The 21,225-nt window shown below is 65.0% G+C and carries 22 protein-coding genes; 9 read left to right on the top strand and 13 right to left on the bottom strand.

The window, feature by feature from the left end; genetic code table 11:
• Window positions 1-11: 11 nt before the first annotated feature.
• A complete protein-coding gene (locus GTP90_RS12285) occupies window positions 12-1,097 on the bottom strand; it encodes a collagen-binding domain-containing protein (RefSeq protein WP_254451839.1) in 1,086 nt (361 codons plus the stop codon).
• Between the two features lie 149 nt (window positions 1,098-1,246).
• Here GTP90_RS12285 and GTP90_RS12290 point away from each other — a divergent pair, with 149 nt between their 5' ends.
• From GTP90_RS12290 to GTP90_RS12310, 5 genes are all read left to right on the top strand, one after another.
• Window positions 1,247-1,819, top strand: coding sequence for a GNAT family N-acetyltransferase (locus GTP90_RS12290; protein ID WP_161083810.1), 573 nt, complete (start codon window positions 1,247-1,249; stop codon window positions 1,817-1,819).
• A gap of 129 nt (window positions 1,820-1,948) precedes the next feature.
• Window positions 1,949-2,212, top strand: coding sequence for a hypothetical protein (locus GTP90_RS12295; protein WP_161083811.1), 264 nt, complete (start codon window positions 1,949-1,951; stop codon window positions 2,210-2,212).
• Window positions 2,209-3,138 (top strand): sensor histidine kinase, encoded by a 930-nt coding sequence (locus GTP90_RS12300; protein ID WP_161083812.1) that lies wholly within the window; start codon window positions 2,209-2,211, stop codon window positions 3,136-3,138. Before GTP90_RS12295 ends, GTP90_RS12300 begins: the two co-directional genes overlap by 4 nt.
• Window positions 3,138-3,920 (top strand): LytR/AlgR family response regulator transcription factor, encoded by a 783-nt coding sequence (locus GTP90_RS12305; RefSeq protein WP_161083863.1) that lies wholly within the window; start codon window positions 3,138-3,140, stop codon window positions 3,918-3,920. The genes GTP90_RS12300 and GTP90_RS12305 overlap by 1 nt, the downstream gene beginning before the upstream one ends.
• A 117-nt stretch (window positions 3,921-4,037) precedes the next feature.
• The gene (locus GTP90_RS12310) at window positions 4,038-4,463 is read left to right on the top strand and encodes a VOC family protein (protein WP_161083813.1); all 426 of its coding nucleotides are present in this window, start codon (window positions 4,038-4,040) and stop codon (window positions 4,461-4,463) included.
• Here the strand turns inward: GTP90_RS12310 and GTP90_RS12315 are convergent.
• Window positions 4,460-5,062: a hypothetical protein gene (locus GTP90_RS12315; protein ID WP_161083814.1), complete on the bottom strand. Its 603-nt coding sequence runs from the start codon at window positions 5,060-5,062 to the stop codon at window positions 4,460-4,462. The genes GTP90_RS12310 and GTP90_RS12315 overlap by 4 nt on opposite strands.
• Window positions 5,063-5,176: 114 nt before the next feature.
• Here GTP90_RS12315 and GTP90_RS12320 point away from each other — a divergent pair, with 114 nt between their 5' ends.
• Window positions 5,177-6,613, top strand: a complete 1,437-nt coding sequence (locus tag GTP90_RS12320; protein ID WP_161083815.1) for an HD domain-containing phosphohydrolase — start codon at window positions 5,177-5,179, stop codon at window positions 6,611-6,613.
• Here the strand turns inward: GTP90_RS12320 and GTP90_RS12325 are convergent.
• The 8 genes from GTP90_RS12325 to xapA all read right to left on the bottom strand — a co-directional run bounded on the left by GTP90_RS12325 (window position 6,585) and on the right by xapA (window position 15,612).
• Complete coding sequence (locus tag GTP90_RS12325; protein WP_161083816.1) at window positions 6,585-7,118, bottom strand: hypothetical protein; 534 nt, start codon at window positions 7,116-7,118, stop codon at window positions 6,585-6,587. The genes GTP90_RS12320 and GTP90_RS12325 overlap by 29 nt on opposite strands.
• Window positions 7,115-8,335 carry a nucleoside deaminase gene (locus GTP90_RS12330; RefSeq protein ID WP_161083817.1) on the bottom strand — a complete coding sequence of 407 codons (1,221 nt, stop codon included), beginning with the start codon at window positions 8,333-8,335 and terminating at the stop codon, window positions 7,115-7,117. The genes GTP90_RS12325 and GTP90_RS12330 overlap by 4 nt, the downstream gene beginning before the upstream one ends.
• Before the next feature lie 2 nt (window positions 8,336-8,337).
• Entirely contained in the window at window positions 8,338-8,745 is a 408-nt protein-coding gene (locus tag GTP90_RS12335) for a cytidine deaminase (RefSeq protein WP_161083818.1), read from the bottom strand.
• Window positions 8,746-8,759: 14 nt separating this feature from the next.
• Window positions 8,760-10,082 carry a thymidine phosphorylase gene (gene deoA / locus GTP90_RS12340; protein WP_161083819.1) on the bottom strand — a complete coding sequence of 441 codons (1,323 nt, stop codon included), beginning with the start codon at window positions 10,080-10,082 and terminating at the stop codon, window positions 8,760-8,762.
• An 80-nt stretch (window positions 10,083-10,162) separates the two neighbouring features.
• Window positions 10,163-12,547 carry an aldehyde dehydrogenase family protein gene (locus GTP90_RS12345; RefSeq protein WP_371875048.1) on the bottom strand — a complete coding sequence of 795 codons (2,385 nt, stop codon included), beginning with the start codon at window positions 12,545-12,547 and terminating at the stop codon, window positions 10,163-10,165.
• 16 nt (window positions 12,548-12,563) lie between these two features.
• Window positions 12,564-13,526, bottom strand: coding sequence for a deoxyribose-phosphate aldolase (deoC, locus tag GTP90_RS12350; protein ID WP_161083820.1), 963 nt, complete (start codon window positions 13,524-13,526; stop codon window positions 12,564-12,566).
• Window positions 13,523-14,716: a phosphopentomutase gene (locus tag GTP90_RS12355; RefSeq protein ID WP_161083821.1), complete on the bottom strand. Its 1,194-nt coding sequence runs from the start codon at window positions 14,714-14,716 to the stop codon at window positions 13,523-13,525. The genes deoC and GTP90_RS12355 overlap by 4 nt, the downstream gene beginning before the upstream one ends.
• A 56-nt stretch (window positions 14,717-14,772) precedes the next feature.
• The gene (gene xapA / locus GTP90_RS12360; protein WP_026335059.1) at window positions 14,773-15,612 is read right to left on the bottom strand and encodes a xanthosine phosphorylase; all 840 of its coding nucleotides are present in this window, start codon (window positions 15,610-15,612) and stop codon (window positions 14,773-14,775) included.
• A 211-nt stretch (window positions 15,613-15,823) separates the two neighbouring features.
• Between xapA and GTP90_RS12365 the strand changes: the two genes are divergently transcribed.
• From GTP90_RS12365 to GTP90_RS12375, 3 genes are read left to right on the top strand one after another with little or no spacing between them, the layout of a single operon-like run.
• Entirely contained in the window at window positions 15,824-16,966 is a 1,143-nt protein-coding gene (locus tag GTP90_RS12365) for a carbohydrate kinase (protein WP_161083822.1), read from the top strand.
• A gap of 11 nt (window positions 16,967-16,977) precedes the next feature.
• Entirely contained in the window at window positions 16,978-17,889 is a 912-nt protein-coding gene (locus tag GTP90_RS12370; protein ID WP_161083823.1) for a pseudouridine-5'-phosphate glycosidase, read from the top strand.
• A gap of 28 nt (window positions 17,890-17,917) precedes the next feature.
• Complete coding sequence (locus GTP90_RS12375; protein ID WP_161083824.1) at window positions 17,918-18,826, top strand: LysR family transcriptional regulator; 909 nt, start codon at window positions 17,918-17,920, stop codon at window positions 18,824-18,826.
• Here GTP90_RS12375 and pcp read toward each other — a convergent pair.
• The 3 genes from pcp to GTP90_RS12390 form a co-directional block, all read right to left on the bottom strand.
• Window positions 18,823-19,473: a pyroglutamyl-peptidase I gene (pcp, locus tag GTP90_RS12380; RefSeq protein WP_161083825.1), complete on the bottom strand. Its 651-nt coding sequence runs from the start codon at window positions 19,471-19,473 to the stop codon at window positions 18,823-18,825. The two genes, GTP90_RS12375 and pcp, sit on opposite strands and share 4 nt — an antisense overlap.
• 61 nt (window positions 19,474-19,534) lie before the next feature.
• Window positions 19,535-20,491, bottom strand: a complete 957-nt coding sequence (locus GTP90_RS12385; RefSeq protein WP_161083826.1) for a DUF979 domain-containing protein — start codon at window positions 20,489-20,491, stop codon at window positions 19,535-19,537.
• Window positions 20,488-21,195, bottom strand: a complete 708-nt coding sequence (locus GTP90_RS12390) for a DUF969 domain-containing protein (RefSeq protein ID WP_161083827.1) — start codon at window positions 21,193-21,195, stop codon at window positions 20,488-20,490. Before GTP90_RS12390 ends, GTP90_RS12385 begins: the two co-directional genes overlap by 4 nt.
• Window positions 21,196-21,225 lie beyond the last annotated feature (30 nt).

Consider the following 21,225-nt stretch of genomic DNA (forward strand, 5'->3'; position numbering starts at 1 on the left):
CAGAAAATATTTCAGCCCTGTTTTTTGCGGCGGCGCAGCATCGCCCCCATCACGCCCAGGCCGGCCAGCAGCATGGCGTAGGTTTCCGGTTCCGGCACGGGGGCGGCCGGCACCGAGCCGGTAAAGCTCTGCAGGTGGATCTCGCCGTACTGGTTCAGCGTCTTGGCGAACACGCCGCCCTCGACGTTGGCGCCGCCGACGTTGCTGAACGTGCCATCCGCCACCAGCACCTGGCCGCCGAAGGTGCGGCCGACGGTGACGCTGTTGTTATGGCCGGCGAAGTTCCAGATCAGTTTGCTGCCCAGTGTCTGCGCCTGGTTGAAATTGGCGTACAGGCTCAGGTCGCTGTCGTCGGTGTTGAAGATCACCGTGCTGGCGCCGGTCAGGTTGAACGAGATATCGGTCACCTTGCTCGAGAAGATCTTGCTGTCTTCCTTGGTCAGGTCGAACACCAGCACGCCGTTGACGCCCTTGCCGCTCAGCAGCACGTTGCTGTCGTTGTTGCTGTAGGTGACCTTGGTGCCGTCCGTCGCGTGCATCGCCGACAGCTGGCTCGACAGGCCGGTCATCACCGCGCCGAAGTTGGTCGAGGTCGACGCCGCCAGCGTGCTGTTCATCACGGCGGTCGGCGCGGCGATCACATTGTTGTGGTTGGTGTTGACGTAGCTGCCCGCATGGGCGCCGCCGTTGAAGTTGACGCTGGTGGCGGTGCCGGCCACCCAAGCGTCGCCGTTGAAGCTGGAGCCGCTGGCCGAGCCGCCCACGTACGAGGCGCCGCTGTTGACGTTGATGCCGTTGGCGTCGCCGCCGGTCACCAGCCCCAGGCCGTTCACGTGCACGTTGCCGCTCAGGGTGCCGCCCACGGTCAGGCCGGCGTAGGCCGAGGCTGGCGTGTCGTTCACGTGCTGCACGTAGTCACCGCCGTTGGCGTCCAGGCCCACATAGCTGCGGCCGTCGACGTGCGAGGTGGAGGTCAGGTTGCCGCTGACGACAACGTTAAATTGTTGCAGCATCTGGTTGGCGGTCAGCGGCGCGGCGTAGGCCGTTCCCGACAGCAGGGTTGCGGCGGCGAGGGCGATGCAAGTGCGAGCGTTCATGGAGCGGTCCCTGGATGAATGTTATAAAATTAATGGTTATTGTTCTAATCATATCATTATTTTCCAATTGTCAGCATTATGAAAATCACCAACAGCCCAACGAAATCCGCTAAGCTAAGGGAATCGACAGCCCTCACCAGATGATCAGCATGCCCAGTTTCGAGCCCTTCCAGCTACACACCGCCCGCCTGACCCTGCGCTTCGTCGATCCCGGCGACGCCGAGGCCTTGTTCCGCCTGTTCTCCGATCCGGTCGCGCTGCGCTACTGGAGCAGCGGCCCCTGGCTGCACGCCGCCCAGGCCGACGACAACATCGAGCAGACCCTCAAGGGCTACCAGGACGGCAGCGCGCTGCGCCTGGCGATGGTGCTGCCGGATGGCGAACTGATCGGCACCGTCACGCTGTACGCCTTCGACCGCCGCAACCACCGCTGCGACATCGGCTACATGCTGGCGCGGCCGCACTGGGGCCGGCGCTACATGCAGGAGGCGCTGGCGGCGCTGATCGCCTACGGCTTCGGCGCGCTGGAACTGCACCGCATCGAAGCCGATATCCATCCCGACAACATTGCCTCCGGCCGCATCCTGGAAGGCCTGCATTTCCAGCGCGAAGGCTTGCTGCGCGAGCGCTGGTTTGTCAACGGTGAAATTTCGGACAGCGTCATCTATGGCCTGCTGCGCAGCGACTGGAACGCCGCAACAAGCGTTGCGCCGCAGCACTGATTTACCCGCCGCTTATCCTCCGGAATAGCCGGCCATCCCGCTCAAACCGCAGTTGATCGGAATCCGCAACAGCACGCCACTTCGCTTTGCTACAGTGATTCCATCGCAACGATTTTGATGGAGCCTCAAATGAGCAAATTCAACAGCCAGGCCGTGATGGATCTGATGGAAGAAATCTTCCGCGCCTTCGCGCAGACCGTGCGCTACGGCCTGCGGCTGGTGCAACGCATGTCGCCGCCGGCGCTGCTGGGCGCCGCGCTGATCCTGGCCTTCATCGTGAGCATCCTGCCGCTGGCGCTGGTGCGGTTCGCCTTCTTCATGCTGCTGAAGATCGCGGTCGGCGTGTGCGTGATCGGCGGCCGCCGCCAGCGTCGCCGGGAGCACCAGCAATGAAAAAACGGGGGCTGGCCAAGGCCGGCTACGACAACGCCAAAAGCCTGCTCGACATCATCCGCGAGATCGGCGAAACCGCCACCAGCATGTGGTGGCGTTTCTTCGACTGGCTGGCGCAGGTGGAATGGCGCAAGCTGATGATGGTGTGGCTGCTGTTGCTGCTGTTCGGCCTGACGCCGTTCGGCCTGCCCAAGCAGACCGTCGCTTTCATCGGGCTGTCGCTGGGCCTGAAGTTGCTGGCCGGCGGCAAGCGCAAGGCCGAGATCGCGGCGCGTCAAGCCACCAGCCACGCCGACGAGGAAGGCATGGAGCGGCGCGTGGTCGAGGCGCGCATGGCGGCCCTGCAGGCGCAGGTCGAGCCGCACTTTTTGTTCAACACGCTCGCGCTGATCGGCCAGCTGATCGAGACCGATCCGCCGCAGGCCGCGCGCATCCACCAGAACCTGATCGACTACCTGCGCGCCACGCTGCCGCAGATGCGCGCCAAGGGCAGCGGGACGCTGGGCCGGCAGATCGAGATGTCGCGCGCCTACCTGGCCATCATGCAGGCGCGCATGGGCGCGCGGCTGGCGGTGTCGATCGACGTACAGCCGGAAATGCTGAGCGCCACCTTCCCCGTGATGATGCTGCAGATCCTGATCGAGAACGCCATCAAGCACGGGCTGGAACCGAAGATCGAGGGCGGCCGCATCGACATCCGCGCCAGCGTCGACGGCGCCATGCTGCAGGTGGATGTGCTGGACGACGGCATCGGCTTCAACCTCCACGCCGGCGACGGCCTCGGGCTGACCAACGTGCGGGAGCGCCTGCGCATCCTGTACGGCAACCGCGCGCAGCTGGTGATCGAAGCGCCGCTGACCGGCGGCACGCGCGCCACCATCCGCATCCCGTACGCGCCGGACATTTTCGCCGGGAGCTCAACATGATGAACATCACACCGGACGGCCAGCGCCGCGCCACCGCGCTGATCGCCGACGACGAGGAACCCATGCGCCGCCAGCTGCGCGCGCGCCTGCAGGAGGCGTGGCCGGGGCTGGAGATCATCGCCGAAGCGGCCAACGGCATCGAGGCCGTGGCGCTGGCCGGGCAGTACCAGCCGGACATCGTCTTCCTCGACATCCGCATGCCCGGCCTGTCCGGCATCGAGGCGGCGCGCATGCTGTTCAACCGCTGCCACCTGGTGTTCGTGACGGCCTACGACCAGTACGCGATCGAGGCCTTCGAACAGGGCGCGCTCGACTACCTGCTCAAGCCGGCCGGCGGCGAGCGCCTGAAGACCACCTGCGCGCGGCTGCAGACGCTGATCGGCCAGCAGCCGTCCAACATCGAGCGGCAACTGAGCCAGCTGCTGTCGAGCCAGAGCAAGCCGGCCACCAGGCCGGACTACCTGCGCTGGATCCAGGCCGTGGTCGGCAGCAACCTGCGCATGATCAGCACGCGCGAAGTGCTGTTCTTCCGCGCCGACGAAAAGTACACGCGGGTGCAGACCGCGCAGGCGGAAGTGCTGATCCGTAAAACGCTGAAGGAGCTGGTGGACGAACTGGACCCGGACGAATTCTGGCGCATCCACCGCTCGACGCTGGTGCGGGTCGACGCCATCGAAGAAGTCACGCGCGACTTGCGCGGGCGGCAGATGGTCAAGATCCGCAACTTCAGCGAGCAGCTGGAAGTCAGCCGGGGCAACACCCATTTGTTCCAGCAAATGTAATCGCCCCCTGAGCGTTATCAATATATACTTTATCGCACCGCCGGGCCGCGTGGGCCCGGCGAACGAATGGTGTAATTGGTGATCGAATCTTTTCCAGACCACGACAGGGAGAGAACAATGTCCAGCATACCCAAGCAGACCCGCTGCAACGTCATACCATGCATGCGCTACCGCGACGCGCCGGCCGCGATCGACTGGCTGTGCACCACTTTCGGCTTTGAAGCGACGCTGGTGGTGCCGAACGAAGACGGCAGCATCGCGCACGCGCAGCTCGGTTTCGGCAACAGCATGATCATGCTCGGATCGGTGTTCGACACCGAGTTCGGGCGGCTGATGAAACAGCCTTCCGAGATCGGCCAGTTCAACACGCAGAGCTCCTATCTGGTCGTCAACGACGCCGACCAGGTGTACGACCGCGTGAAGCAGGCCGGCGGCGAGATCCTGCTCGATATCAAGGACGAGGACTACGGCGGCCGCGGCTTCACCTGCCGCGACCCGGAGGGGCACATCTGGAGCATCGGCACTTATGATCCCGAGGATTAAAGCGGCGGTATGAAGCCATCGCGGCCTACCAGCACGGCGTTGGCGTGGACCTTGCCGTCCGCGTCCTCCGCGCCGATCACCATGACCTTGGCGCCGGCCACCAGCAGTTTGCGCTCACCCGGAACGAACTGCCCGTAGATGGTGGCTTTGTCCAGCATCACCTGCTGGGACCTGCCGCCAAAGCGCATTTCCAATTCGGTGCTGCTGGATTTCTTGATCACTTTGGCGACAGTGGCGTTGGTCATGGTGCCCTGTTCGATATTGTCCCAAGGGTAGTGGCCCTCGTTCATGCCGCGCGCCGCTTCCGGGAAAATCATCACACCCGTCGCCCGGATCTTGCCATCCGGGGCCGGAGCCGCCGCGATGCCGAGGAAGCTGTTTTCCTGGATCGCCGCCTGGCTGCTGCGCGATACGTCCAGTACCTGCGCCTTCTCCGGCAGCTGCACCGTGGTCTTGACGCCCTTGCGGTCGACGATGGTCAATTCGTTGGCGCCAGCTGCGGTCACTTCGCCGCGCAGGTGCAGTTGACGGTCGGCGGCGTAACCGGCGCCGGCGGTGGCCAGCGTGGCGACCGCGATCAGGGTGGAGATAAATTTCATGCTGGGTCCTCGGATGGGTGAAGTGGAAGCCGCACTATGCCGCACCCCACGCCGCGCCGTAATCGGTCGAATGTCCGATGCCGGCCGCGAAGCAAAGATGGCTATAATCAGCCGATGCATCCCGAAACTCCCGCCTCCATCACGGACACCATGCGCGCGCTGGCCTACGTCGGCGACTTGAGCATGGGCCAACCCACCGACCATTCACTGCGCACCGCGTGGCTGGCCGCACGCCTGGCCCACGCCTCCGGCTGCGGCGCCCGCGATTGCGAAGCGGTGCAGCAGGTCGCGCTGCTGCGCTGGTCGGGCTGCACCGCCAATGCGCCGGATTTCAGCGCGCTGATAGGCGACGATGTCGGCGGCCGTGCGCTGTTGATGTCGCAGAACACCAGCGACCCGGCCTATGCCGCGATCGGCAGGCAGGTGATGGACGCCCGCCACCAACTGTCTGAAATCCATTGCGAGGTATCCGGCGACATCGGCCGGATGCTCCGCGTTCCGGCCGATGTCGAACTGGCGCTGCGCTCGATCTTCGCGACCGCAGACGGCACCGGGTCCAACGTGCCGGCCAGCGTCTACATGGTGGCCCTGGCCAGCGACATCGAAGTGCTCAGCCGCGCGCAAGGCCTGGAGCGCATGCTGGACATCATCGGGCACAAAAGCGGCAAGGCATATCCGGCGCCACTGGCGGCGATCGCGCTGCGGCAAGCCGCATCCTGGCTGGAAGTGCTGGATCACGACGAGAGCTGGCAGGCGTCGCTGTCATTCGGCGCGCTGGCCGATCAGGGCACCGTATCGCTGGAACTGCTGGCCGACGTGATCGACCTGAAGCTGCCGTGGATGACCGGCTACTCGCGCCGCGTGGCGGAGGCGGCGCGTTGCGGGGCGCTCGCGATGGGACTCGGCATGGAGACAGCGGAGCGTTGCCACCGTGCGGCGCTGGTGCATGGTATCGGCCGCGCGGCGGTGCCCAATTCGGTATGGAACATCGCTGGACGGCTGTCCGCGGCCGCACGCGAGCAACTGCGATTGGCGCCCTACTGGACCAGCCGCGCCACCACACGCATCGGCGCCCTGGCCGGCGCGGCGGACGCCGGCTCCTATGCCTCCGAACGGCTGGACGGGAGCGGCGCCTTCCGCGCCTGCGTGGCAGCGTCGATTCCAATCGAGGGACGGATCGTGGCCGCCGCATCGGCATGGATCGCGCTGCAGTCGCTGCGGCCCTGGCGCGCGGCGATGACGCAGGATGCGGCACGCGCGCTGCTGGAGGCGGAAGCCGATGCCGGCCGCTTCGACAGCACAGCAGTGCGGGCGATCTGCAGCGGCTCGGCGCCGGCCTCAGACGGCGCGCAGGAAAAAATCATGTTGACGGAGCGGGAGACTGAAGTCTTCCGAGGCATCAGCCTGGGCCTGACCAACAAGGAAGTGGCGCGCTCGCTGGCGATCAGTCCAAGCACGGTTCGCACGCATGTGGAAAACGTGTTTCGCAAACTGGAATGTACGACGCGCGCAGCCGCCACCCTCAAGGCGGTAACGCTGCGCCTGATCTGATCCTGCGCACTTCCGCCAGCCTGGTTCGCAGTTCCGCCACCTGGTCCGCATCGAGCTTGATTTTGAAGTTGGTCCACGAGCCGTCGAAATTGCCGACGTGGCTCCATACCCGCTTCACGTGGAGTATCGCATCCCGAAGCTCCGCGTCGAGAAGGCTGATTTCCAATGACCCGTCACTACGGAACGCATACCGTGCGCTGGGATCCCGTGAGGCGGAGTTCTCCCAACTCTGCTTTTGCGAAGGAGAACCTGGGAGCAGCTTGATACGAAAAACTGCATCGAGCTTTCCAACCTCGCGCCGGATGTCCTCCGACAGGCTGTGGACTTGCTCATCATAAGTGTCGCGGAGTTCCTTGGAATTGGCGGCATAGCCCAACTCCAGCGCAGCACCGTAAAACTCGTCGAGGCTCGCCGCCTGCTTTAGCCGATTGAAAAACCGGTTGGGCGAAATCTCATGCAGCGCGGTGAGCAACGCCATGAGGCGGGAGAACGTATCCGTCATCATGCCAGCGCGGAAATCAGATCCTGGTCGGCCACCTGGGTGGGGCGGATGCGGATGATGTTGCGGTAGAGCGGAGGCATGGCGCCGCACAGCGCGGCCAGTTCGTCCTCCGGCATGCCCGGCACGACGTACTGGAACTGCGCCGGATTTTTCAGCGGCAGCGGGCCTTCCATCGTCGAACCGTAGGCGCCCAGGTTCATGAAGCTGATCGCGCTGCTGTCCGGCCCTTTGGCGAAGACGAAGGTGCCATCCTTCGGATGGCCGAGATACTGGCGCACCTCCTCCTGCTGCGCCGCCGTGGCGCCGGCCATCAGCTTGTAGCGCAGCTGCGCGTATGCGCGCGTGGTTTCCATGAAGGCGCTGCGGATGCCAGACCGCGACATCCGGCCCGGCATGCATAGCAGCAGATTGCCGAACGAATCCAGCAAGGCCACCGCATCCCCCGCTCCGCCATGTTCGCGGTCGCGCGCCATCGCCTGAAGCAGGAAGGGCGCGAGGCCGGCATCCGGCTTCTGCGGCGTGCACCGGTAGGCCAAGGCGTCCGGGTACAACTGGCGCAGCGCGCGCACGATGGCGTGATCGGACGCCAGCGTCAGCGGACATTTCAATTGTTGTTGCGGCAGGTCGGTATCGAACAACTCCATCACCTCACCCGACGTGGCCTCGAACACCAATGAGCATAAGGCCTGCGTCGGTTCGGAGATGGTTTTTCCGATGAAGAAGGACTTCGGCGCTGCACCCGACGCGGCGCGCGCGTAAAGCGATGAGCCAAGGATGGCCGGGTAGCTGAACGTCGCCTCGGCTTGCGGCCGCAGCGCTTCCGGCAACACGTCGAAGGTGGCGCTGGCGTCGTAGTTGATGCCCGCGCTCTTATCCGGCGCGGCCACCACGACGTTGAAGCCTCCCGCCAGGATCGCGCCGCTGCACATGCAGCACGGATCGAGCGAGGTGACGATGGTGATGTCCTGCGGCTCCGGCAGATCGCGGCCCTTGGCGCGTTCGGCGTAGTACCAGTCGATCAACTGGCGCTCGCCGTGTGCGGTCGGGTCGAAGATCAGCCCTTGCTTGATGACGTTGTTGTGCAGCGACTGCAGCACGTTGCCGTGCTGGTCGAGCATCAAGCCGCCGACACCGAATGTGCCCTGCGTCTTGGCGGCGATGGCTTCCGCCGCCGCGATCGCGACGGCGGCCTGCACATCGATTGTCTTCTTGAAGGCCAAGCTTATTTCTTCTTCAAGTCGGCGCCGCCGAAGGCGTTCGGCAGTTGTTCGGCCGCCGTGGTTTCGTGGATGTCGCCCTTGAGGTTGGTCAGCAGCACCGGCAGTTCGTTGCCACCCAATTCCAGGATCACCTGGCGGCATGCGCCGCACGGTGCGATGGGACCGTCGGTTTCGCCGATGACGACCAGCTGGTCGAAATCGCCCTGCTTATAGCCGTGCGCGAAAGCGCTGAAGAAGGCGGTGCGCTCGGCGCAGTTGCACAGGCCATAGGAAGCGTTTTCCACGTTACAGCCGTGGAAAACCTTGCCGTCGTTGGTCAGCAGCGCCGCCCCGACCTTGAAGTTGGAGTACGGCGTGTATGCCTTCAGGCGCGCGGCGGCGGCTTCGGCGATCAGTTCTTGTTTGTTCATTGCGTGCTCCCGGATCAAGGACGGATGGTGCGGTAGATAACGGGATTCGCGGCCGGTGCGGCATCGGCGATCTGGTAGGCCGCCTGGATTTCGCGGATCGCCTGCTCGGCTGCTTCCTGCGTGCGTGCATGCACCATCGCCAGCGGCTGGCCGGCTTCGATCTTGTCGCCCAGGCCAACCAGCTCGGTCAGGCCAACAGCGAAGTCGATCGGATCGGCGGCGCGGCGGCGGCCACCACCCAGGCTCACCACGGCAAGGCCGATTTCGCGGCAGTTGGCGGTGGCGGCGTAGCCGGAGGCCAGCGCAGGCGCCGGCACGATGATGGGCGAACGTTCCAGGTACTTGTCCGGATTTGCCATCAAGTCGGCAGGGCCGCCCAGCGCCACCACCATGCGCGAGAAGCGCTCGGCGGCTTCGCCGCTGTCCAGCGATGCCTGCAGCTTGGCGCGCGCTTCTTCTTCGGTGGCGGCCAGTTTGCCCAGCACCAGCATCTCGGCGCACAGCGCCATCGTCACTTCGTGCAGGCGCGCCGGACGCGATTTGCCGGTCAGGTAATCCATCGCGCCGCGTACTTCCAGCGCGTTACCGGCGTATGGCGCCAGCGATTCGTTCATGTCGGTCAGGATGGCCGACGTCATCATGCCAGCGCCGTTGCCGACCTTGACGATGCTGTCCGCCAGTTCAACCGATTTGCCATAGGTCGGCATGAAGGCGCCGCTGCCCACTTTAACGTCCATCGCCAGCGCGTCCAGGCCAGCCGACAGCTTCTTCGACAGGATGGAGCCGGTGATCATGGCGACCGATTCCACGGTGGCGGTGACGTCGCGCACGCCGTAGAAGATCTTGTCCGAAGGTGCCAGCGAAGAGGTCTGGCCGATGATGGCGACGCCGACTTCCTTGACCACTTTGCGGAACAGTTCATTGGTCGGCACGGTGGTGTAGCCGGGGATGGAGTCGAACTTGTCCAGCGTGCCGCCGGTGTGGCCCAGGCCACGGCCGGAGATCATCGGCACGAAGCCGCCGCATGCCGCGACCATGGGGCCGAGCAGCAGCGAGACCACGTCGCCGACGCCGCCGGTCGAGTGCTTGTCGACCACCGGGCCAGGCAGGTCCAGCGAGCGCCAGTCCAGCACTTCGCCGGAATCGCGCATCGCCAGCGTGAAGGCGACGCGTTCGTCCATGGTCATGTCGTTGAAGTAGACCGCCATCGCCAGGGCCGCGATCTGGCCTTCGGTGACGCGGTTCGAGGTGATGCCGCCAACGAAGAACTGGATCTCTTCAGCAGTCAGGACGCCGCCGTCGCGCTTCTTGCGAATGATCTCTTGAGGTAAGAACATGGAATTCTCCGCTTTACATTATTGGGTGTTGAAAGCACAAGGGCGGGCCCGCAGACCCGCCCGTAGCACCGGATGTTTATTTAAACGCCGTATGGAATCCAGACGTTCTTGACTTGCGATGCATGCGCCAGAACCGCGCGGCCACCGGATTGCGCGGTGCTATACCAGTCGCGCCCTTTCGCGCCGCCGACCCAGGTGCGCTTCAGCGATGCGGCCGACAGGCGCTCCACTTCAGCACAACCTTCAGCCGAACCGTCATGGCGCCATACCGCGTCGATGTCCGAGTGCGTCGCCAGCGTGCGCGCCAGTTCATCCGCCGAACCGGTGACGATGTTGACCACGCCATCCGGCAGGTCCGACGTGTCGAGCACCTGATACAGGTCGGTGGCCGATAGCGGATGCGCTTCCGACGGCACCACCACCACGCGGTTGCCCAGCGCGATAGCCGGCGCCACCAGCGAGATGAAGCCCAGCAGCGGCGCTTCGTTCGGGCAGACGATGCCGATCACGCCGACCGGCTCATTCAGCGCCACGGTGATGCCGTGCATAGGTGGCTGGTGCGCCAGGCCGTCATACTTGTCGGCCCATGCCGCATAGTAGAACAGACGCTCGATCGAAGCCTGCACTTCTTTTTCCGCGTTCTTCGAACCGGTCATCGCGGCGATGCGGGCGGAGAATTCCTCGCCACGTGCGGCCAGGTTTTCGGCGATGTAGTACAGCACCTGCGCGCGGTTGTGCGACGTGGCTTTCGCCCAGCCGCCGGCCTTGTGCGCCGCTTCCACCGCGTTCCGGATGTCCTTGCGGTTGCCTTCGCCGACTTCGGCGATGAAAGAACCATCTGCGCCGTGGATCGCGCGGCTGTAGGCGCCGTCAGGGCGGGCCTGCTTGCCGCCGATGTACAGCTTGGCGGTACGGTCGATGGCGAAGGCGCCGGCGGCTGCCGGTGCTGAGGCTTTCGCCTTGGCCTTGGCTTCAACGACAGGCGCCGCTGGACGCGCATCTTCCGATTTCGCGGTCAGGTATTCGTACATGCCTTCGCGGCCGCCTTCACGGCCAAAGCCGGATTCGCGGTAGCCGCCGAAGCCGCAAGCGGCGTCGAACTGGTTGGCGGTGTTAATCCACACCACGCCGGCCTTGATCTGCGGCGCGACGTCCAGCGCCAGCGAGATGTTCTCGCTCCAGACGCAGGCGGCCAGGCCGTAGACGGTGTTGTTCGCCAGTTGCACGGCTTCCGGCGGAGTGCGGAAGCTCATCGCCACCAGCACCGGTCCGAAGATCTCGGCTTGCGCCACGGCGGCGGATGTCGAGGCGCCGGTGATCAGCGTCGGCGGGAACCACGAGCCGTTGGCCGGGATTTCGCACGCAGGCTGGTAAACCTCACAGCCTTCGGCACGGGCCGATTCCACCAGGCCGGCGATGCGCTGGCGCTGCACCGGATCGACCAGGGCGCCGATGTCCATCGACTTGTCCAGCGGCGAACCGAGGGTCAGCTTGTCCATGCGGGCGCGCAGCTTGGCCAGGAATTTGTCCTGCACCGATTCCTGCACCAGCAGGCGCGAACCCGCGCAGCATACCTGCCCCTGGTTGAACCAGATCGAATCGACCAGGCCTTCAACGGCGGCATCCAGGTCGGCGTCGTCGAAGACGATGAACGGCGACTTGCCGCCCAGTTCCAGCGACAGCTTCTTGCCGCTGCCTGCGGTGGCGATGCGGATCAGGCGGCCCACTTCGGTCGAACCGGTGAAGGCCAGCTTGTCGATGCCTGGGTGGTTGACGATGGCTTCGCCCACGCGGCCATCGCCGGTGACGATGTTCACCACGCCGGCAGGCACGCCGGCCTGCACGCAGATCTCGGCGAACAGCATCGCGGTCAGCGACGTGAATTCGGCCGGCTTGAAGACGATTGTGTTACCAGCGGCCATGGCCGGTGCGATTTTCCACGACAGCATCAGCAGCGGGAAATTCCACGGCACGATCTGGCCAACCACGCCGACGGCGCGGTAGTCCGCGAATTCCTCGGCTTGCAGTTGCGCCCAGCCGGCGTGGTAGTAGAAGTGACGCGCCACCAGCGGCAGGTCGACGTCGCGGGTTTCGCGGATGGTCTTGCCGTTGTCCAGCGTCTCCAGAACGGCGAACAGGCGAGCGTGCTTCTGCATCAGGCGCGCCAGCGAGTACATGACCTTTGCGCGGCCATGGCCGCCCAGCGCCTGCCAGCCCGGCTGCGCCGCGCGCGCGGCCGCCACGGCGCGATCGACGTCGCTGCCGGTGGCTTGCGTCAGGTCGGCCAGTTTCGCCGCATCGGCTGGATTGGTCGAGGCGAACAGTTCGCCCGGCTCGCTCCACTGGTTGTCGATGAACAGGCCGAAGGTGCGGCCATGCTGCTCCAGCCACGCTTGCGCTTCTTTCGTGCTTTCCGGTGCTGGGCCGTATTCCATGGTATTCAGGATCTCTTTAATTGATGGCATGACGTGTCCGTGTTCTTTATGGTTGCGCGTGGCGATGTGCGGCGGAGTAGTTGCCGGTCACATAGTGCTCAAGCTGACGCTCGATGTCGGTCAGCAGGCTCGATGCGCCGATACGGAACAGGTGCGGCTCCAGCCACTCGTTGCCCAGTTCTTCCTTCATCAGCGTCAGGTACTGCAGCGCGGCCTTGGCCGTGCCCACGCCGCCCGCAGGCTTGTAGCCGATCTTGAAGCCGGTCTGCTCGTGGTAGTCGCGGATCGCGCGCACCATCGTCAGCGATACCGGGATCGTCGCGTTGACCGGTTCCTTGCCGGTCGAGGTCTTGATGAAGTCCGCGCCGGCCATCATGCAGACCCACGAAGCCTTGGCCACGTTTTCCAGCGTGACCAGTTCACCGGTCGCCAGGATCGCCTTGACGTGCGCTTCGCCGCAGGCCTTGCGGTAGGCCAGCATCTCGTCGTACAGCGCTTGCCAGTTGCCCGTCAAGACGTGCTGGCGGGTGATGACGATGTCGATCTCGGTCGCGCCGGCGGCCACCGACAATTCGATCTCGCGCACCTTGGTTTCCATGCTGGTCAAGCCAGCCGGGAAGCCGGTCGATACCGCAGCGATAGGCAGGCGGCCTTGCAGCACCTGCACCGCCGGCTTGATCATCTCGTGGTACACGCAGACGGCGCCGGTGGTCAGCTTGTAGTCCTGCAGGCCCATGGCCTCGACCAGGTCCGAACGCAGCGGACGCATGGCCTTCATGCACAGGCGCTCGACGCGGCCCGGCGTGTCGTCGCCGGACAGCGTGGTCAGGTCGATCAGGCCGATGGCCTTGACCAGCCATGCGGCCTGGTATTCCTTCTTCACCGTGCGGCGGTTCGCCAGGCTGGCGGCGCGGCGGTCGGCCGCGCTCTTGTTGATGTGGATGTGGTTAATCCAGCCCAGGTCCAGCGGGACCGCTTCGTTGCGCTTGAAATCCGTGACGATGCTCATAACAGGTTGCTTCCGTGGGAAAGTGGTTTAACGCCGAGGTGATGGGCCAGCGTCTGGCCGATGTCGGAGAAGGTTTCGGAGATCGGCAGCTGCTGCGCCTTCACGCCCGGGCCGAAGAAGATCATCGGGATATGCTCGCGGGTGTGGTCGGAGCCAGGCCAGGTCGGATCGCAGCCATGGTCGGCGGTGATCACCACCAGGTCGCCCTCTTTCAGCTTGGCGATGAACTCGGGCAGGCGCGCATCCATCTCGTGCAGCGCGTTCGAGTAGCCGGTCACGTCGCGGCGGTGGCCGAAGGCCTGGTCGAAGTCGACGAAGTTCACGAACGTCAGCGACTTGTCGCCGGCTTCCTCTTCCACCTTGAGCAGCGCGTCGAACAGCGCCATGTTGTCCTTGCCCTTGACCACGCGCGAAACGCCCTGGGTCGCGAAGATGTCGCTGATCTTGCCGAGGGCGATGACTTCGCCGCCGTCGTTCTTCACGTGGTCCAGCAGCGTTGGCGCCGGCGGTGCGACCGCGTAGTCGTGGCGGTTGGTGGTGCGGGTGTAGTTGCCGTTGGCGCCCACGAACGGACGCGCGATCACGCGGCCGATGTTGTATGGCTCGACCAGCTTGAAGGCGATCTCGCAGATTTCATACAGGCGCTCCAGGCCGAACGATTCCTCGTGCGCGGCGATCTGCAGCACCGAGTCGGCGGAGGTGTAGATGATAGGCTTGCCGCTGGCGACATGCTCGTCGCCGTGCTTGTTGATGATCTCCGTACCCGACGCGTGGCAGTCGCCCAGGAAGCCAGGTACGCCAGCCAGTTCCTGCAGCTTGGCGGTCAGCTCCGCCGGGAACGACGGTACGGTTTTTGGGAAGTAGCCCCAGTCGAATTCCACCGGCACGCCGGCGATTTCCCAGTGGCCGGACTGCGTGTCCTTGCCGGTCGAACGTTCGCGCGCGGCGCCGTAGGCGGCGGTGAAGCCTTCGCGCTGCTCGAAGCCGGCGGCCCATTGGCCGCTGGCGGTATGCGCGGCGGCGGCCAGGCCCAGTTTTTCCATGGTCGGCAGCGACATCGGCTTGCCGCTTTTGGCGGCCCACTCGGCGATGTGGCCGAAGGTGTTGGCGCCGACGTCGTTGTACTTCGCGGCATCGGGCGTGGCGCCCAAACCAAACGAATCGAGCAAGAGGATAAATGCGCGTTTCATAATTTCGAACTCCTATAAAGCAGAAGGGGCGGACATTCGGCCGCCCCTCGGGAATCTTACGCCTGCGGCGTTTTGGCCACGTTGGCCAGGAAGCCCAGGATCACTTCAATCAGCGAGGTTGCCGCGACGGCCGCGTATTTCAGCGTCTGCTCGTGCGACAGCGGGAACGGCGACAAGCCTTCCGCCAGGTTGGTGATGGCCGACACGCCGACCACTTTCAGGCCGCAGTGACGGGCCGACACCACTTCCGGCACCACCGACATGCCGACCATGTCCGCACCCAGCGTCTTGAAGGCGCGGATTTCGGCAGGGGTCTCGAAGTTCGGGCCGGCGTAGGCGATGTACACGCCGTCGTGCAGGGTGACGTTCTTCTCTTTGGCCGAGGTGTGCAGCAGCGCGCGCAGGTCGGCGTCGTAGGCGTTGGCCATGCTGAAGAAGCGCGGGCCGAAACGTTCGTCGTTAGGACCCATCATCGGGGTGCCCGGCAGGTAGTTGATATGGTCGGTCAGCGCCACCAGCGAGCCGGCGTCGACTTCGGTGCGCAGCGAGCCTGCGGCGTTGGTCACGAACAGCATCTCGCAGCCCAGCAGCTTCATGGTGCGCACGGCGCTGGTCATCACGCCCAGGCCGTAGCCTTCGTAGACGTGGCCGCGGCCCTTCATGCACACCACCGACACGCCCGACAGGGTGCCGATCACCAGTTCGCCGGCGTGGCCGTGCACGGTGCTGATCGGGAAGCCTGGCAGTTCGTTGAAACTGATGGTGACCGCGTCGGTCATTTGTTCCGCCAGCACGCCCAGGCCGGAACCCAGAATCATTGCGATGCGTGGCTTGAAGCCCGCAGGGACACGGGCGCGAATGATGTCGGCTGCCTGGAATGGGGAATTATTAGACATGGTTATCCTCTGTTTTTCTGTTGTGGCTGGGGAAGCTGACACTATGCATCATCGTCCATATGTATGGCAAATACCATTTTTCTTCAGCATTTATACTAAAGCGATATAAATCGGGGGTATTATAAAACAAGGCAAACTTAGCCGTAGTGCGCGATTGACTTGATTTGAACAAATGTTTAACATGATGAACAAATGTTTTAGCGAGTAGCCCGTGACCGATTCCTCCAAAAAGGACCAGCTCTATGCGCTGATCCGCGCCAATCCCTTCATCTCCCAGCAGGATCTGGCGGTGGAACTGCGCCTGTCGCGCTCCGCCGTGGCCGGCCACATCGCCGGCCTGATCCGCGAACGGCGCCTGCTGGGCCGCGCCTACGTGCTGCCGGACAAGCGTCCGGTGATGTGCATCGGCGCCGCCAACCTGGACCGCAAGCTGCGCACCATCGCCACCATGCAGCTGGGCACCTCCAATCCCGCCACCGCCGAGGAAGTGTTCGGCGGCGTGGCCCGCAACATCGCAGAGAACCTGTCGCGCCTCAACCTGCCGACCGCCCTGCTGACCGCCCTGGGCGACGACGTCGCCGGCCGCAGCCTGCAGGACCACGCCGAAGCCGCCGGCATCGACACGCGCGGCACGCTCAAGCTGCCGGACACGCAGACCGGCACCTACACCGCCATCCTCGACGACGCCGGCGAACTGGTGGTGGCGCTGGCCGACATGGCGCTGTACGACCGCATCTCGCCGGAATACCTGGCCAGCCGCCAGCCGCAGCGCTCCGCCGCCGCGATGACGGTGGTCGACCTGAACCTGCCGGCCGACAGCATCGGCCTGCTGCTGGCCAGCGCCCGCGCCGACAACGTGCCGCTGGTGATCGTGGCGGTGTCGCAGCCGAAGATGGCGCGCCTGCCGGCCGACCTGCGCGGCCTGCGCCTCCTGATCCTCAATCGCGGCGAGCTGGAAACCCGCGCCGGCCGCGCGCTGCCGACCGAAGCCGACGTGCGCGCCGCCTGCCGCGAGGTGCAGGCCCAGGGCGCGCAGGACGTCATCGTCACCTGCGGCAGCCAGGGCGTGTTCCACACCCGCGACGGCGAACTGGTTTGGCTGGCCGCGCACCAGGTGGACGTGGTCGACGTGACCGGCGCCGGCGATGCCTTCTCGGCCGCCGTCTGCTGGTCGCTGTACCAGGGCAGCCAGGACCTGACGCTGGCTTGCCGCCGCGGCCTGAAGGTCGCCGCGATGACGCTCGAATCGCAGGAGACGGTGTCGCCGATGCTGGCCGCCGATGTCCTCGACGAGATCCACGACTTCGACCTGTCGGCGGAATACAACCCGCCGCTCTTCCCCAACAAGGCTTAAGGAATCACACCATGCACCAATACCTGCTGTTTTCGCCCGAAGTGGCGGCCGCCCGCGCCGCCGGCAAACCGATCGTCGCGCTGGAATCGACCATCATCTCGCACGGCATGCCGTATCCGCAGAACGTGCAGATGGCGCGTGAAGTGGAACAGATCATCCGCGACGGCGGCGCCGTGCCGGCCACCATCGCCATCATCGGCGGCAAGATCTGCATCGGCCTGTCGGAAGAGCAGCTGGAACTGCTGGGCACCTCGCCCGACGCCATGAAGGTCAGCCGCCGCGACCTGCCCTACGTCCTGGCGCAATCGAAGCTGGGCGCGACCACCGTGGCCGCGACCATGATCTGCGCCGAGCTGGCGGGCATCTCCGTGTTCGTCACTGGCGGCATCGGCGGCGTGCACCGCGGCGCCGAGACCAGCTTCGACATCTCGGCCGACCTGCAGGAACTGGCGCGCACCTCGGTGGCGGTGGTGTGCGCCGGCGTCAAGTCCATCCTCGACATCGGCCTGACGCTGGAATACCTGGAGACGCACGGCGTGCCGGTGGTCAGCGTGGGCCAGCGCGGCTTCCCCGCTTTCTTCACGCGCGAGAGCGGCTTCAACGCCGACTTCCAGCTCGACACGGCGGCCGAGCAGGCAGCCTTCATCCACACCAAGTGGCAGCTGGGTCTCAAGGGCGGCGTGGTGGTCAGCAATCCGGTGCCGGCCGGCGAGGCGATGCCGAAGGCGGAGATCGACGCTATCACCACGCAGGCCTTGCAGGAAGCCGATGCGCAAGGCGTCACCGGCAAGAACGTCACGCCCTTCCTGCTCAGCCGCATCAAGCAGCTGACCGAGGGCCGCAGCCTGGCCACCAACATCGCGCTGGTGAAGAACAACGCCCGCTGCGGCGCGGCGCTGGCCGTGGCCATGCACGCGCACTGACATCGTCCCACATCGCCCAAAGAACGCCATGTCCATCGATCTGAAACAACTGAGGTACTTCCTCGCCGTCGCAGAAGAAAAGAGTTTCAGCCGCGCCGCCGAGCGGCTGCACATATCGCAGCCGCCTTTGAGCCAGCAGATCATGAAGCTGGAAAATGAACTGGGCGTGAAGCTGTTCGCCCGCACCACCCGCACCTTCGAGCTGACGGTGGCGGGCAAGGCGCTGATGAGCGAAGCGTCCGACCTGTTGGGCAAGATGCGCATGACCATCGACACCATCCGCCAGATCGACCGCGGCGAGGTGGGACGGCTGCGGGTGGGCATCGTCGGCTCGGCGATGTGGGGACCGATACCGAGTTTGCTGGAAGAGTTCCAGACCAAGTTCCCGCGCGTGAGCTGGACCCTGCACGAACTGGGACCGACGCTGCAATACGACGCGCTGCGCGCCAAGCAAATCGACGTGGGCTTCTGGCGCGAGCCAAAGCTGGACGAGGACGATCTGCGGAACGACAACCTGCGCCAGGAGCTGTGCTTCCGCGAGGACGTGTGCGTGGCCATCAACGAGCATCACCCGCTGGCCAAGCAGGAAGCGATCGAGCTGACCGACATCGCCGAGGAGCCGATGCTGACACTGGCGCTGGACAAGTCATCCTTCCCGCGCTACCTGATTCAATGCTGTGTGAAGGCCGGCTTCCAGCCGACGATATTCCAGGAGGCCTCCGAGCCGCAGACGCTGCTGGCGATGGTGGGTGCGGGCCTGGGCGTGGCGCTGCTGCCCGAGACCACCAGCCGCATCGGCTGGCCGGGCGTGGTGTTCCTGCCGATCCGCACCAATCCGCCGTCGGCGAATTTGTACATCACCTACACCACGCTGGACGACGCGCCGGTAGTGCGGGCCTTCCTCAACATCCTCAACCCCGTCAAGCCAGGGGCTTAGTGCGTCACACCGCCCGCCTCGCGCGTGTCCACGTCGTGGGCCAGCGTGGTGCGGATGGCGATGCGCAGCCCTTCGATCATGTCCTCCAGCTTCATGCTGGCCGCGCCCGGATGCGCCGCCGCCTGCTGCGGCAGATACGGAATGTGGATAAAGCCTGCGCGCATCGTCGTGCCCCATTCGTGCGCCTGGTGCATCAGGCTATAGAACACGTGGTTGCACACATACGTGCCCGCCGACTGCGATACCGACGACGGCAGCCCCGCCTCGCGCAGCGCATGCACGATCGCCTTGATCGGCAGCGTGGAGAAGTAGGCCGCAGGGCCGTTGGTGACGATGGGCTGGTCGACCAGCTGGCGTTTCTGGTTGTCGGCGATGGGCGCGTCGTCGATGTTGATGGCGATGCGTTCCACCGACAGATCGACCCGGCCACCGGCCTGCCCGACCGCGATCACGATGCTGGGCTGTAGCTCTTCCACCGCCTGGTGCAGCACCTTGCTGGCCTGCCCGAACACGCAGGGCAGCTGGCGCGCGTGGACCACGAAGTCGCCTTCATGCCATTCCGCGAGAGCGCGTACCGCTTCCCACGAGGGATTGATGGTCTCCTTGTTAAACGGCTCGAACCCGGTCAACAATATTATCTTTTTCATCTACATGTGCTCCGATTGCTGCGCTTGTTTGTGCGCTACTCTACTCCAACTCACATGCAGGTCACATGTTCATTAGAAAATAAAGAAGTGCAATATTAGCAAGCAATAGCGGCAACGCGGTGCCCAGTTGAATCTTCACGACGGCGTTCTTGTCGGGCAGTTCCAGCAGCGCGGCGGGTACGATGTTGAAGTTGGCCGCCATCGGCGTCATCAAGGTGCCGCAGTAGGCGCTGAACATGCCGATCGCCGCCATCACCGCCGGATTGGCGTGGTACACGCCGACCAGCACCGGGATGCCGACGCCACCCGCGATCACCGGGAACGCCGCGAAGCCATTCCCCATGATGACGGTGAACAGCGCCATGCCGATGCAGTACACGGCCACCGCCACCAGCCGCACGTCGAGATTGATGTAGGACGTGACCACGTGCGCCACCGCCTTGCCCATGCCGGCTTCGGTGAACAGCAGGCCAAGCACCGCCAGCATGTGCGGCAGCACCACCGCCCAGCCCAGATGGTCGATCAGGCGGCGCGACTCGCGCATCGCCTGCATCGGCGTGGCGCGCGTCAGCCAGCAGGCCGTGACCACCGCGAACAAGGAGCCGCACCCCAGGCTGGCCAAGGTGGCGTTCTTCGGGTCGAGCAGCGGCAGGCCACCCAGGTGCACATCCTTGAGCAGCGTGGAGCCGATCACCGTGGTGGCGGGGATGATCAGCGCCGGGATCAGCAGGCGATGGCCGAGGCGCTGCGCGCTGCTCTTGCGTTCTTCCTGCGTGCGTTCGCCGTAGCGGCCCAGCGCCACGCCGCCGAAGCCGGCGATCAGCGCCATCACCACCATCAGCACGCCCGCCGCCACCGGCGGCAGGAAGTCACCGGCCAGGTAGACCACCGCGTACAAGGCCCAGAACAGGGCGCTGGACCAGCGCTTGGGATTGTGCTTGTCCGTCAGCGACATCCAGGCGACCAGCAGCAGCATGGCGCCCAGCACATAGTAGAAGTATTCGAGCTTGAGTATCATGCCGGCTCCTTCACCGCCAGCATGGCGCGGGCGATCTGCGCGTCCAGCCGGTGCAGGCGCCAGGAGTGGATGAGGAAGGCCGTCACCGCGGTCGGTATGCCCCACAGCGCCATGTGCAGCGGATCGACTTCCAGCCCTTCGCCGCGCAGGATGGTCTGCATCAGCAGGATGGCGCCGAAGGCCACGAACACGTCCTCGCCGAAGAACAGGCCGACGTTGTCGGTGGCGGCCGACATGGCGCGGATGCGGTGGCGCAGCTCCCCGGTCAGCGCCGGGTAGCGCACTTCGGCGGCGCCCTCCGCCATCGGCGCGATCAGCGGGCGCACCATGTTCGGGTGGCCGCCGATGCTGGTCAGGCCGAAGGCGGCGCTGATCTCGCGAATCGCCAGGTAGACGATCAGCAGGCGGCCGGTGGTGGCGGACTTGATGCGCGCGATCGACGCCTGCGCGTGCTCCTTCAATCCGAAGCGCTCGAGCAGGCCGATGGCCGCCAGCGGCAGCAGCAGGATCAATGGCAGGTTGCGGGTCTTGATGAAGGCCGTGCCCAGGGTTGCGAGCAAATGCTCGACCGGCATGGCGGCGGCAAAGCCGGTGACGGCGCAGGCCACGATCACCACCAGTACCGGATGGGCGCGCAGCGCGAAGCCCAGTATGATGACGGCCACACCGAGCAGCGGCCACAAATTGACGACGGTATGATTCACGAATCAGGCTCCATCAATAAAAAAAATCCC

The organism is Duganella vulcania (assembly GCF_009857655.1).
Lineage (GTDB): Bacteria > Pseudomonadota > Gammaproteobacteria > Burkholderiales > Burkholderiaceae_D > Rugamonas > Rugamonas vulcania.

What these genes read in the sequence shown, in the direction of transcription:
- GTP90_RS12370 (WP_161083823.1), top strand. Translation starts at nt 16,978, where the DNA reads ATGCACCAATACCTGCTGTTTTCGCCCGAAGTGGCGGCCGCCCGCGCC.
- GTP90_RS12355 (WP_161083821.1), bottom strand. Translation starts at nt 14,716, where the DNA reads ATGAAACGCGCATTTATCCTCTTGCTCGATTCGTTTGGTTTGGGCGCC.
- GTP90_RS12325 (WP_161083816.1), bottom strand. Translation starts at nt 7,118, where the DNA reads ATGATGACGGATACGTTCTCCCGCCTCATGGCGTTGCTCACCGCGCTG.
- GTP90_RS12285 (WP_254451839.1), bottom strand. Translation starts at nt 1,097, where the DNA reads ATGAACGCTCGCACTTGCATCGCCCTCGCCGCCGCAACCCTGCTGTCG.
- GTP90_RS12375 (WP_161083824.1), top strand. Translation starts at nt 17,918, where the DNA reads ATGTCCATCGATCTGAAACAACTGAGGTACTTCCTCGCCGTCGCAGAA.
- GTP90_RS12310 (WP_161083813.1), top strand. Translation starts at nt 4,038, where the DNA reads ATGTCCAGCATACCCAAGCAGACCCGCTGCAACGTCATACCATGCATG.
- deoA (WP_161083819.1), bottom strand. Translation starts at nt 10,082, where the DNA reads ATGTTCTTACCTCAAGAGATCATTCGCAAGAAGCGCGACGGCGGCGTC.
- GTP90_RS12290 (WP_161083810.1), top strand. Translation starts at nt 1,247, where the DNA reads ATGCCCAGTTTCGAGCCCTTCCAGCTACACACCGCCCGCCTGACCCTG.
- GTP90_RS12320 (WP_161083815.1), top strand. Translation starts at nt 5,177, where the DNA reads ATGCATCCCGAAACTCCCGCCTCCATCACGGACACCATGCGCGCGCTG.
- GTP90_RS12335 (WP_161083818.1), bottom strand. Translation starts at nt 8,745, where the DNA reads ATGAACAAACAAGAACTGATCGCCGAAGCCGCCGCCGCGCGCCTGAAG.
- GTP90_RS12385 (WP_161083826.1), bottom strand. Translation starts at nt 20,491, where the DNA reads ATGATACTCAAGCTCGAATACTTCTACTATGTGCTGGGCGCCATGCTG.
- xapA (WP_026335059.1), bottom strand. Translation starts at nt 15,612, where the DNA reads ATGTCTAATAATTCCCCATTCCAGGCAGCCGACATCATTCGCGCCCGT.
- GTP90_RS12305 (WP_161083863.1), top strand. Translation starts at nt 3,138, where the DNA reads ATGAACATCACACCGGACGGCCAGCGCCGCGCCACCGCGCTGATCGCC.
- GTP90_RS12295 (WP_161083811.1), top strand. Translation starts at nt 1,949, where the DNA reads ATGAGCAAATTCAACAGCCAGGCCGTGATGGATCTGATGGAAGAAATC.
- deoC (WP_161083820.1), bottom strand. Translation starts at nt 13,526, where the DNA reads ATGAGCATCGTCACGGATTTCAAGCGCAACGAAGCGGTCCCGCTGGAC.
- pcp (WP_161083825.1), bottom strand. Translation starts at nt 19,473, where the DNA reads ATGAAAAAGATAATATTGTTGACCGGGTTCGAGCCGTTTAACAAGGAG.
- GTP90_RS12345 (WP_371875048.1), bottom strand. Translation starts at nt 12,547, where the DNA reads ATGCCATCAATTAAAGAGATCCTGAATACCATGGAATACGGCCCAGCA.
- GTP90_RS12315 (WP_161083814.1), bottom strand. Translation starts at nt 5,062, where the DNA reads ATGAAATTTATCTCCACCCTGATCGCGGTCGCCACGCTGGCCACCGCC.
- GTP90_RS12300 (WP_161083812.1), top strand. Translation starts at nt 2,209, where the DNA reads ATGAAAAAACGGGGGCTGGCCAAGGCCGGCTACGACAACGCCAAAAGC.